The sequence below is a fragment of the Micromonospora polyrhachis genome (genome assembly GCF_014203835.1).
Lineage (GTDB): Bacteria > Actinomycetota > Actinomycetes > Mycobacteriales > Micromonosporaceae > Micromonospora_H > Micromonospora_H polyrhachis.
In genome coordinates, this window is record NZ_JACHJW010000001.1 from 1601131 (window position 1) to 1612770 (window position 11640).

General features: G+C 70.6%; 11 protein-coding genes. 5 read left to right on the forward strand and 6 right to left on the reverse strand.

Going from position 1 to position 11640, the window contains the following annotated elements:
- Position 1 precedes the first annotated feature (1 nt).
- The 3 genes from FHR38_RS06470 to FHR38_RS06480 are packed head-to-tail and all read right to left on the reverse strand — an operon-like array spanning position 2 to position 3038.
- Positions 2-961, reverse strand: coding sequence for a VWA domain-containing protein (locus FHR38_RS06470; protein WP_184533673.1), 960 nt, complete (start codon positions 959-961; stop codon positions 2-4).
- Positions 958-1992 (reverse strand): DUF58 domain-containing protein, encoded by a 1035-nt coding sequence (locus FHR38_RS06475; RefSeq protein ID WP_184533674.1) that lies wholly within the window; start codon positions 1990-1992, stop codon positions 958-960. The genes FHR38_RS06470 and FHR38_RS06475 overlap by 4 nt, the downstream gene beginning before the upstream one ends.
- Positions 1989-3038 carry an AAA family ATPase gene (locus FHR38_RS06480; protein WP_184533675.1) on the reverse strand — a complete coding sequence of 350 codons (1050 nt, stop codon included), beginning with the start codon at positions 3036-3038 and terminating at the stop codon, positions 1989-1991. Before FHR38_RS06480 ends, FHR38_RS06475 begins: the two co-directional genes overlap by 4 nt.
- A gap of 187 nt (positions 3039-3225) precedes the next feature.
- Between FHR38_RS06480 and FHR38_RS06485 the strand changes: the two genes are divergently transcribed.
- On the forward strand, positions 3226-4245 hold the full coding sequence (locus FHR38_RS06485; RefSeq protein ID WP_184533676.1) for an endonuclease/exonuclease/phosphatase family protein: 1020 nt from the start codon (positions 3226-3228) through the stop codon (positions 4243-4245).
- Between the two features lie 88 nt (positions 4246-4333).
- On the opposite strand, the gene cimA is transcribed toward FHR38_RS06485, so the two are convergent.
- On the reverse strand, positions 4334-5923 hold the full coding sequence (gene cimA, locus FHR38_RS06490) for a citramalate synthase (RefSeq protein ID WP_184533677.1): 1590 nt from the start codon (positions 5921-5923) through the stop codon (positions 4334-4336).
- Between the two features lie 416 nt (positions 5924-6339).
- Between cimA and FHR38_RS06495 the strand changes: the two genes are divergently transcribed.
- From FHR38_RS06495 to FHR38_RS06510, 4 genes are all read left to right on the forward strand, one after another.
- Positions 6340-6894, forward strand: coding sequence for a peroxiredoxin (locus FHR38_RS06495; protein ID WP_184533679.1), 555 nt, complete (start codon positions 6340-6342; stop codon positions 6892-6894).
- Between the two features lie 3 nt (positions 6895-6897).
- Complete coding sequence (gene ahpD / locus FHR38_RS06500) at positions 6898-7428, forward strand: alkylhydroperoxidase, AhpD family (RefSeq protein ID WP_184533681.1); 531 nt, start codon at positions 6898-6900, stop codon at positions 7426-7428.
- 410 nt (positions 7429-7838) lie between these two features.
- Positions 7839-8171, forward strand: coding sequence for a PRC-barrel domain-containing protein (locus FHR38_RS33145; protein WP_184539316.1), 333 nt, complete (start codon positions 7839-7841; stop codon positions 8169-8171).
- A gap of 176 nt (positions 8172-8347) precedes the next feature.
- Positions 8348-9064, forward strand: coding sequence for a tyrosine-protein phosphatase (locus FHR38_RS06510; protein ID WP_312881900.1), 717 nt, complete (start codon positions 8348-8350; stop codon positions 9062-9064).
- A gap of 170 nt (positions 9065-9234) precedes the next feature.
- Here the strand turns inward: FHR38_RS06510 and FHR38_RS06515 are convergent, their stop codons facing one another.
- Both FHR38_RS06515 and FHR38_RS06520 read right to left on the reverse strand, forming a co-directional pair.
- Positions 9235-10329 carry a branched-chain amino acid aminotransferase gene (locus tag FHR38_RS06515; RefSeq protein ID WP_184533683.1) on the reverse strand — a complete coding sequence of 365 codons (1095 nt, stop codon included), beginning with the start codon at positions 10327-10329 and terminating at the stop codon, positions 9235-9237.
- Positions 10330-10539: 210 nt separating this feature from the next.
- Positions 10540-11571: a 3-isopropylmalate dehydrogenase gene (locus tag FHR38_RS06520; protein WP_184539320.1), complete on the reverse strand. Its 1032-nt coding sequence runs from the start codon at positions 11569-11571 to the stop codon at positions 10540-10542.
- Between the last annotated feature and the right edge of the window lie 69 nt (positions 11572-11640).

Below are 11640 nucleotides of genomic sequence, written 5' to 3' on the forward strand. Positions count from 1 at the left end.
GTCAGGGCAGGCGGGAGAACCAGGCCATCGAGCCGGTCGCCGCCGCCATGGCCAGCAGCAGCCCCAGTCCGATAAACCGGGCGGAGATGTCCTGCCGCTCGGTGCGATAGCCCACCGAAGTCCCGATGTCCTCGTAGACGGCCCGCAGCTCGGCGCTCGTACCGGCCTCGTGGTAGCCGCCACCGGTCTCCTCGGCCACCGACTTCAGGGTCTGCCCGTCGACCGGCACCCGGATCGGCCGGCCGCCCCGATCCACCGACCCGGTCGGGGTGCCGAACGAGATGGTGTGCACCGGCACCTTCACCGCCACCGCGTCGGCCGCCGCCGCCAGCGGGTCGCGACCGGAGGTGTTCGCACCGTCCGAGAGCAGCACGATCCGGGCCGGGGGCGGATCCTTCGCCGCCCGCGCGTCCAGCGTCTTCACCGCCTGTAACGAGGTGTTGATCGCCTCTCCGATGGCGGTGCCCTGCACACCGGTGGTCCCCTCGGCGAGCCGCCGGATGCCGTTGTGCAGCGCCTTGCGGTCGGTGCCCGGCGGTACGAACACCGCGGCGCTGCCGGCGAACGCCACCAGCCCCACGTTGAACTCCTTGGGCAGTCCGTCGACGAACCGCCGTGCGGCCAGCTTCGCCGCCGCCAACCGGTCCGGCTCCACATCGGTGGCCAGCATGGAGGTGGAGACGTCCACCGCCACCATGACGGTGGCCCGTTCCCGGGGCACCCGTACGTCGTCATGTGGGCGGGCGAAGCCGACCACCAGCAACGCCAGCATCGCCAGGAACAGACTCGCCGGTACGTGCCGCCGCCATGCCGGGCGGTTCGGCGCGACCCGGTCGAGCAGTCGCAGGTTGGTGAACCGTACGGCGTAGCGGCTGCGCCGGCGCTGCATCAGCACGTACGCGACGCCCACCGCGACGACGCCCAGCAGCAGCCACAGCCGGCCGGGAGACTCCCAGGTCACACCCCACCTCCAGATCCCACCCGGGGACGGCCGCGAGCCGCACCGATCAGCCGGCGCTGGTCGTGGACGTGCCGCACGATGTCCGTGGTCCAATCCCGATCGGTACGCAGCGTCAGGTGTGCCGCACCGGCTCGGCGTACCGCCTGCTCGACCAGCCGGCGCTGCGCGAGGGCCGCCGCCGCGAACCGGTCCCGCAGCCGGGGGTCACCTGTGGACACCTCTCGCCGCTGCCCGGTCTCCGGGTCGACCAGGGTGATCAGGCCGACGTCGGGAAGTTCCAGCTCGCGCGGGTCGGTCACCTCCACGGCCAGCACCTGGTGCCGCCGGCCCAGCCGCCGCAACGGCCGTTCCCAGGTCGGCTCGCCGACGCCGTCCTCGGGCAGTCCGTCCAGGAAGTCGGAGACCACCACCATCAGCCCGCGTCTGGGCACCGCCCGGTGCAGCGACTCGATGGCATCGGCCAGTCCGACCGGTGCCGCCGACCGGTCGGCGGGATCGGCGGCACCGACGTCGGCGTCGGCCCGGGGCGCGGCCAGCAGGGTACGCAGCAGCGCCAGCAGGTGCTTGCGGCCGCCCCGGGCCGGGAAGCGTCGTATCCGGTCGGCCTGCACCAGGTACGCCCCGAGCCGGTTGCCCATTCCGGAGGTGAGGAACCCGACCGCCGCCACGGCCGCCACCGCCAGCTCCCGTTTGTCCAGTTCGGCGGTGCCGAAGTCCATGCTGGGGCTGGCGTCCACCAGCAGCCAGGTGCCCAGTTCCCGGTCGGCGTCCACCTCCCGCACGTGCGGCGTGGTGGTACGGGCGGTCACCGCCCAGTCCATCCGGCGTACCTCGTCCTCGCCGGGCCGGTACTCGCGACTGCCGGCGAACTCGCTGCCGGAGCCGGTGAGCAGCCCTCGATACTGGCCCTGCAACAACCCGTCGAGCCGCCGGGTGACGGTCAGTTCCAACCGGCGCAGTCGATGCTCCGGAGTCAGGTCCCGCAGACCCGGTTCGGCGGCCCCACCGCCGGTACGTCGGGGCCGCGTCACGCCGCCGCCAGTTCCGGATACGGCTCGCCTCTGGCCGGGGCGATCTGTGGCGGTGGCACCGCCTGCACCAGCCGTCGCACCAGCCACTCCGGTCGTACGTCATCGGCGATCGCGTCGAAGGAGAGCACCAGCCGGTGCGCCAGTATGTCCACCGCCAGTTCCCGGACGTCCTCGGGTAGCACGTAGTCGCGGCCCCGGAGCAGGGCCTGCGCCCGGGCCGCGGCGACCAGCCCGAGGGTGGCCCGGGGACTGGCCCCGTAGGCCAACAATGGCGCGAGGTCCGGCAGCCCGAACCGGGCCGGATCACGGGTGGCCAGGATCAGGCGGACGACGTACTCGGCGAGGGCGTGGTGTACGAACACCCGACCGGCCCGTTCCTGGAGTGCCCGCAGCCGCTGCGGGTCGAGCACCTGCCGGGCCTTGGGCCGGTCGACGCTCATCCGGTAGAGGATGGCCAGTTCGTCGGCGTCGCTGGGGTAGTCGACGGTGACCTTCATCAGGAACCGGTCGCGTTGCGCTTCGGGCAACTGGTAGACGCCCTCGCTCTCGACCGGGTTCTGGGTGGCCAGCACCAGGAACGGTTGGGGCACCGGATAGCTGCGGCCACCGATGGAGACCTGCCGTTCGGCCATCGCCTCCAGCAGGGCGGACTGCACCTTGGCCGGGGCCCGGTTGATCTCGTCGGCTAGCACCAGGTTGGCCATGATCGGTCCGAGTTCCACGTCGAAGCCCTCCTTCGACGCCCGGTAGATCCGGGTGCCGACGATGTCCGAGGGCACCAGGTCCGGGGTGAACTGGATCCGGGAGAATCTGCCACCGACCGCGGTGGCGAGGGTCTGCGCGGCCAGGGTCTTGGCAACCCCGGGTACGCCCTCCAGCAGGCAGTGGCCGTCGGCGAGCAGGGCGGTGAGCAGCCGCTCGACGAGTTGGTCCTGCCCGACGATGACTCGTTTGACCTCGAAGAGGGTCTGTTCCAGCTCGGAACCGGAATTCGCGGTCTCGACCGGCCAGTGCGCGCTGGCCACAGTGTCCGACATGTCCGTCACGCTGCGGGCTACCCCGCCCTCCCGCGACCAAACCTGTAGCCGATTCACTTTTCGACCCTGGCTGGACAACCCGTCGGCCGGGGTGTCCCCGGCCATCAGCGAGTGACCGTCGGTACGGTGCGCGACGTCCGTAGGATCTTCACGGTTCCGCCACAGCGTCGCCTCGACCCACCGTTAGCGTGCCCACATGAGCAGCCTGCCTACCCTGGAACGCCCAGCCGAACCGCCCCACGCCCGCCGTCGACCGGGCCGAACCCTGCTGACCTGGCTGTGCTGGCTGGCGGTCGCCCCCGCGCTGATCTGGGCGGCCCTACGGATCACGGGGTTCGATCGGGGACCGCTGGTGCCATTGCTCGCCTTCACCCCGTACGTCGCCGGGTGGACCGTGGTGCCGGTGGCGCTGGCGCTCGCGCTGCGCCGCTGGTGGGCGGCGGGCGTCGCGGTCCTGACCGCGGTGGCGCTGATCGGGGTGGTCGCGCCGCGCGCGCTGGCCGACAACGACCCGCTGCCGGGCGGTTCGACGCTGCGGGTGCTCACCGCCAACCTGCTCGTCGGCGTCGCCGACCCGGCGGCCGTGGTCGAGCTGGTCCGCGCCCACCGGGTCGACGTGCTGGCGGTGCAGGAGTTCACGCCGGAGGCGCAGGCCGCGCTGGACCGGCACGGGCTGGCCGACCTGCTGCCCCACCGGCAGCTCAACGCCGAGGTGGGCAGCCCCGGATCAGGGTTGTACGCCCGGTTCCCGCTGAGCGCCGGCGGCACCCGGACCAACGACGGCGGCTTCACCCAGGCGTACGCGACGGTGCACATGCCGGATGCGCCGGCGGTGCTGGTCGAGTCGGCGCACCCGTGCGCGCCGTACGAACACCAGCAGCTCCGGTGCTGGCACACCGACCTGGACCGGCAGCCGAGGGCCACACCGGACGGTCCTCTGCGGATCCTGGCCGGTGACTTCAACGCCACCCTGGACCACGCTCCGCTACGCGCGCTGCTGGACACCGGCTACGTCGACGCGGCGGCAGCCGCCGGAGTCGGGCTGACCGGCACCTGGGGCCCGTACGACGGCGACTTCATCCCGCCGGTCGCCATCGACCACGTGCTGGTCGACCGCCGGATCGGGGTACGCGCCGCGTCGGTACACCCGCTGCCCGGCAGCGATCATCGGGCGCTGCTTGCCGAACTGGCCCTGCCACCCCTGCTTGGACGTTAGGAAAGGCCCCTTCCCGGCAAAAAGGCGACAGGAAGGGGCCCTTGCTTTCATCACACCGTGGAGGTGCGGGACGGGCCGTAGGTGCGGCTCAGACCTTGGGGGTGCGGGCGAGGCCGTAGGTAAGGGCGTCGACCAGGGCGTGCCAGCTCGCCTCGACGACGTTCTCGTGCACCCCGACGGTGGTCCAGTCCCGGCCGCCGTTGGCGTCGGCGGTCTCCACCAGCACCCGCGTGATCGCCCCGGTGCCGTGACTGCCCTCCAGGATTCGGACCTTGTAGTCGGCCAGCTCGAAACCGCGCAGCTCCGGGTAGTGCCGGGACAGCGCCACCCGCAGCGCCTCGTCCAGGGCGTTGACCGGACCGTTCCCCTCGGCGGTGGCGATGATCCGCTCACCGCGTACCCGGAGCTTGACGGTCGCCTCGGAGACCACCGCGCCGTCCTCGCGGTGCTCGACCAGCACCCGGTACGACTCCAGCGCGAACGGTCGGGGGGTGCCCGCCCCGGGCAGTTCGGAACGGACCAGCAGCTCGAACGAGGCGTCAGCGGCCTCGAACGACCAGCCGCCGGCCTCCAGGTCCTTGACCCGCTTGGTGACCCGGGACGCGGCGTCGGGATGGTCGGCCAGGTCCAGCCCGAGCTCGCGACTCTTGAGCTCGATGCTGGCCCGGCCGGCCATCTCCGTCACCAGGATCCGCATGTCGTTGCCCACCACGCTCGGGTCGATGTGGTTGTAGAGCACCGGATCCACTTTGATCGCACTCGCGTGCAGTCCCGCCTTGTGGGCGAAGGCTGCGGCCCCGACGTAGGCCTGGTGGGTCTCGGGGGCGATGTTGGCGATCTCTGCGATGGCGTGCGATACGCGCACCATCTGTTCCAGGCAGCCATCCGGTAGGACGGGCAGCCCGAGCTTGAGTTGCAGGTTGCCGACGACGGCGAAGAGGTCGGCGTTGCCGGGGCGTTCGCCGTAGCCGTTCGCGGTGCCCTGGAAGTGCCGTACGCCGGCCTCCACGGCGGCGACGGTGTTGGCGACCGCGCACGAGGTGTCGTTCTGGCAGTGGATGCCGAGCCGGTCCGGGGCGACACCGAGCCGCTCGGTCAACGCGCCGATGGCCGTGGTGACCTGGGAGGGCAGCATGCCGCCGTTGGTGTCGCACATGACCACGATCTCGGCACCGGCGTCGAGGGCGGCCGAGGTGACCGCCGTGGTGTACGCCGGGTCGTACCGGTAGCCGTCGAAGAAGTGCTCGCAGTCGAGGAAGACCCGGCGGCCCTCGGCGACGAAGTGCGCCACGGTGTCGGTGACCATGGCGAGGTTCTCCGCCCCGGTGGTGCGCAGCGCCCGTTCGACGTGCCGGATGTCGGACTTGGCGACCAGGCAGACGGCGGGGGTCTCGGCGTCGAGCAGGGCGCGTACCTGGGGGTCGTCGGCGACCGCGAGGCCGGCCTTGCGGGTGGCACCGAACGCGACGAGGAGGGCGTGCCTGAGGTCCAGTTCGGTGCGGGCCCGGCGGAAGAACTCGGTGTCCTTGGGCATCGCCCCCGGCCAGCCGCCTTCGATGAAGCCAACCCCGAACTCGTCGAGCAGCCGGGCGACGGCCAGCTTGTCGACGACGGAGTAGCTGATTCCCTCCCGCTGTGCCCCGTCGCGCAGCGTCGTGTCGTAGACCTGGAATGTCATCGGCGGCGTCCTTTCCATTAAGCACCGGGACCGGCGGAGGCACCGGCAGCGGTATCGGGAGCGGCGGAGGTATCGGGAGCAACGGGGCGAGTCGGGACCAACAAAAAGACCCCCCGCAGGTGCGGGAGGTCGGCGCGCTCGGCGGAGGGTGCCGGGCGCGCTAGCAGAGAATAATGATCACTCGGAGTGCCACGTTCCGTACTCTGCCACCATGCGCGTGTCCTCGGCAGGAAGAATCCACATCGCGGGACAATGACGGAGAGTCGTCCTACCGCATCGGCGCGCACGCTGCGAGTCGAACCGCCGCCGGTGATCGGCTTCACAGTTCCTCAGGCCGCCAGCAAGGCGAAACCGGACTGCGGAATCATCTGGAACGAATCCAGTTATCGGCCCCGCGCCGTCCACAAGGAGGACCCGTGCTCACTGTCGGTGACCACTTCCCCGAGTACGAACTCAGCGCCTGCGTCTCGCTCGACGCCGACAACGCGTTCGCCACGATCAACAACAAGAGCCACCAGGGCAAGTGGCGGGTCGTCTTCTTCTGGCCGAAGGACTTCACCTTCATCTGCCCGACCGAGATCGCCGAGTTCGGCCGGCTCAACGGCGAGTTCGCCGACCGGGACGCCCAGGTGCTCGGCGTCTCCGTCGACTCAGAGTTCGTCCACTACGCGTGGCGCAAGGACCACCCGGACCTGCGCGACCTGCCGTTCCCGATGCTGAGCGACATCAAGCGCGAGCTGACCGCCGCCTGTGGCGTGCTCGGCGAGGACGGCGTCGCCCAGCGGGCGACCTTCATCATCGACCCGGACAACGAGATCCAGTTCGCCATGGTGACCGCCGGTTCGGTCGGCCGGAACGTCTCCGAGGTGCTGCGGGTGCTCGACGCCCTGCAGACCGACGAGCTCTGCCCGTGCAACTGGAACAAGGGCGGCGAGACGCTCGACGCCAAGAAGCTCCTCGCCGGAGCCTGAGCCATGGGTCTCGATGCGATCAAGGCGGCTCTGCCGGAGTATGCCAAGGACATCAAGCTGAACCTCGGTTCGACCGTCGGCACCTCGACGCTCACCGTCGAGCAGGCCTGGGGCACCGCCCTGGCCTGCGCGGTGGCCGGTCGTAACCCGGTGGTGCTGCGGGAGATTGCGGCCGAGGCAGCCGAGCGCCTCAAGCCCGAGGCGGTCGAGGCGGCCAAGGGCGCTGCGGCGATCATGGCGATGAACAACATCTACTACCGGGCCAAGCACCTCATCGGCGACGAGGACTACGCCTCGATGCCGGCCCGGCTGCGGATGCAGATCATCGGCAAGCCCGGTGTCGACAAGGGTGACTTCGAGCTGTGGTGCCTGGCGGTCTCGGCGATCACCGGCTGCGGAGTGTGCCTGGAGTCGCACGAGAAGACGCTGCGCGCTACCGGGTTCACCCGGGAGCAGGTGCACGAGGCGTTGCGCATCGCCGCTGTCGTACACGCGGCTGCGGTAACGCTCGACGCGGAGGCCGCGCTGGCCTGACCAGCCGCGACGACCATTCGACCGGGGGCGTTGTCCCGGGCCAGCCTGGCCCGGGACAACGCCCCCGCCGCGTGTCCCCACCGGAGGGCAGACCTACCGGGTGTGGAATTCGAACCCTCTGGGTACGACTGTTCGGGACAGAGCAGACGTCGAGCAGAGGAGTGAAACCCATGGACAGGCTCGACCCCCAGACCGCCCCGCACACGTCCACGCCGACCGGTGGCTACGACTCCACCGCGGCGGGCGGCTACGGCTCGACCCCGGCGGGCGGCTACGGTTCCACCGCGGCTGGTGGCTACGCGGACCCCGGCAGCTACACCGACGCGACCCCGACCGACGGCTACTCGCGTACCGAGGCCGCGACCGGTGGTAGCGCCTTCCAGGCGTGGCGTTACCGGGACGACGCCGGGGTGACCGGCGCCGAACTGACCGGCTACAAGGCGGTCGCCACCGACGGCGGTATCGGCAAGATCGACGAGGCCACGCACGACGTGGACGCCAGTTACCTGGTGGTCGACACCGGACCGTGGATCTTCGGTAAGAAGGTCATGCTCCCCGCCGGTGTGGTGAACCGGGTGGACCACGACGAGGAGAAGGTCTACCTGGACCGGAGCAAGGACCAGATCAAGGCCGCTCCGGAGTACGACGACACCAGCCACGCCGACCCTGCCTACCGCGACCGGCTCGGCGGTTACTACGGCGAGACCTACGGCTCGCCGAGTTCCTCGGACCGTCCGCTGTAGGTCCGGAAGAACGTCAAGTCGCCGGTGGCCGGTAGGGTTCGTCCCTACCGGCCACCGGCATCTCCCGCGCGGTACGACGGCGTCCCCCATCCGGTACGACGGTGTCCCCCATCCGGTACGGCGATACGCCGAAAATTCGTTACGGTGAGCGGGTGGACGTGCTGCCGGTTAACCGTGTGACCAACTTCTCTACCGTCTTCAACTTCCGGGACGTCGGCGGCTACGCCGGTCTCGACGGCCGTCCAGTGCGCTGGCGGCGGCTCTACCGGTCCGACTCGCCGCATCGGATCTGCGGCGTCGACCAGGAGACATTTACCGCCCTCGCCATTCGCACCGTGATCGACCTGCGCCGGCCGACCGAGGTGGCCCGCGACGGCCGGGTACCCGCCTGCGATGGGCTGTCCTACCTGCACATCCACCCGGAGCACCAGCAGTGGGACGAGGTGCCGTACGACGAACGGCACGGTGTGGCCCGCTACCTGGCCGACCGTTACCGGGACCTGGCCGAGACCGGTACGGCCGGCATCGCCCACGCGCTCGCGGTGATCGCCGAACAGGAGTCCGCCCCGGTAATGGTGCACTGCGTGGCCGGCAAGGACCGGACCGGTGTGCTGTGTGCCCTGACCCTGTCCCTGCTCGGCGTCAGCGACACCGACATCGCCGCCGACTACGCACTGACCGACGCCTCGGCCGAGCGGTTCACCGCCTACCTGCGGGAACACCTACCCGCACACGCCGCCACCCCGGCGGCCTACCATGCCTCGCCGGCCGAGGCGATGCTGATGTTCCTGACCGAACTGCGCGAGCGGCACGGGTCGGTGGAGCGTTACGTGCGCGACGCTGGGCTCCAGACCGACCAGATCGCGGCGCTCCGGGCCCACCTGCTGAGCTGACAGGCAGTGCTGAGCTATCCCCAGGCTGCGCCAACAGCGCTGAGCTACCCCGGTCCGCGCCAACAGCGCTGAGCTGTCTGGTACGGAGCCGACCGCGCCGAGCCAGCCGGAAGCAGCGGGGCCGACCGGGCATTGACCCACCCGGTCGGCTCCGCCGCTCGCCCGTCTCGTCAGAGGACGCGGTGCACCCAGCCGTGCGGGTCGGCGCCCCGGCCCCGCTGGATGTCCACCAGGGTCTGCCGGATCCGCATGGTCGTCTCGCCTGCCTCGCCGTCGCCGATGGTGAACTCGCCGTCCGGGAAGCGGACCTGCCCGATCGGGGTGATCACAGCGGCGGTGCCGCAGGCGAAGACCTCACGCAGTCGACCACTGGCGGCGTCGGCCCGCCACTCGTCGAAGCTCACCGGTCGTTCGGCCACGGTGAGGCCGGACTCGCTGGCGAGCTTCATCACCGACTCCCGGGTGATGCCGGGCAGGATGGTGCCCAGCGGCGGGGTGACCAGCGTGTCGTCGGCGTAGCGGAAGAAGACGTTCATGCCGCTCATCTCGTCGACGTAGCGGCGCTGCACGGCGTCGAGGAAGACGACGTCGTCACAGCCCTGGGCGACCGCCTCCGCCTTGGCGATCAGCGAGGTGGCGTAGTTACCACCGCACTTGGCCGCGCCGGTGCCACCGGGTGCGGCCCGGGTGTAGTCGGGTGAGACCCAGACAGTCAGCGGCTTGACCCCGCCGGAGAAGTACGACTCGACCGGTGAGGCGATGAGGACGTAGAGGTACTCGGTGGCCGGGCGGACGCCGAGGAACACCTCGCTGCCGTACATGAAGGGGCGCAGGTAGAGGCTGCCGCCCTCGGTGTCGGGGATCCACTCCCGGTCGATCTCGATGAGGTGACGCAGTGAGTCGAGGAACGCCTGCGGCGGCAGTGGAGCCATCGCCATCCGCTTGGCCGACTCGACGAACCGGGCGGCGTTGGCGTCGGGCCGGAACAGGGTGACCCCACCATCGGCGGCCCGGTACGCCTTCAGCCCCTCGAAGATCTCCTGGGCGTAGTGCAGTACGGCGGTAGCGGGATCCATCGGGATGGGGCCCCGCGCCTCAACCCGGGCGTCGTACCAGCCCTTGCCCTCGGCGTACCGGATCGTGACCATGTGGTCGGTGAAGATCCGGCCGAATCCGGGGTTGGTCAGTAGCGTGGCCCGCTCGGCGGCGGCTACTGGCTGAGGATTCGGGCGAATCTCGAAGTCGAGCTTGTCACCACCGCTCATAGCGTTGACCTCCATGCGAGCGGCATGCGGGAACGGGCATGCCAGAAGAATGGTTCCTGCAACTTACCCCGAACGCTCGTTCAGCGGGAACAGCCGGTCGGCCGGCGGCACCAGGGACCGCCCGGCCGCCGATCGTACGAGGTGCGGCGGGCCGCCGCGTACGCGGCGGGCCGGGTTGGATCAGCCGCGTACGCGGCCAGCCGGATTGGATCAGCCTGCGGCGTGCGCGACGAGCCGGTCGCCGATCTCGGCGGTGCTGCCCCGCTCCCCCGGGGTGCGGGAGGCGAGTTCGGCGGCGACGGCGTTGGATACCCGCTCGGCGGCCTCGGGGTGACCGAGATGGTCGAGCAGCAGGGATACGGAGAGCACCGCCGCGACCGGATCGGCCAGGCCCTGACCGGCGATGTCCGGCGCGGAGCCGTGTACCGGCTCGAACATGGACGGGTAGGTCCGCTCCGGGTTGATGCTGCCGCTGGCCGCCAGGCCGATTCCGCCGGTAACGGCGGCGGCGATGTCGGTGAGGATGTCGCCGAAGAGGTTGTCGGTGACCACCACGTCGTAGCGCTGGGGTTGGGTGACCAGGAACATCGCCGCCGCGTCGACGTGCTGGTATTCGGTCTCGACGTCGGGGTGTTCGGCGGCGACGGCCGCGAAGGCTCGTGCCCACAGGGAACCGGCGTGGGTGAGGACGTTGGTCTTGTGCACCAGGGTCACCTTGCGACGCTCGCGCCGACCGGCCCGGGCGAAGGCGTCGCGGATCACGCGTTCGACGCCGTGCCGGGTGTTCAGGCTCTCCTCGGTGGCCACCTCGGCCGGGGTGTCGCGGTGCAGTGCGCCGCCGGCTCCGGCGTAAAGGCCCTCGGTGCCCTCCCGGACGACGACCAGGTCGATCTCACCTGGCTTGACGCTGGCCAGCGGACCGGTGGTGCCGGGCCAGAGCCGGGACGGACGCAGGTTGACGTACTGGTCGAAGTCGAAGCGCAGCCGGAGCAGCAGTCCGCGTTCCAGCACGCCCGGCGGGACGGTGGGGTCGCCCACCGCGCCGAGCAGGATGGCGTCGTGGTCGGCCAGTTCGGCAAGCACCGACTCCGGCAGCACCTCACCGGTACGGTGGTAGCGGGCCGCGCCGAGGTCGTATTCGGTGGCCTCGACTCCGGGTAGCACCGCGTCGAGGACCTTGCGGGCCTGCGCGACCACCTCGGGTCCGATGCCGTCACCGGCCACCACCGCGATCCGCGCCACCGACACGTCCACACTCCATTCGTTCCGCCTGTCTAGGGAACGTTAAGGGGTCGTCCCGGTTCCCGGTAC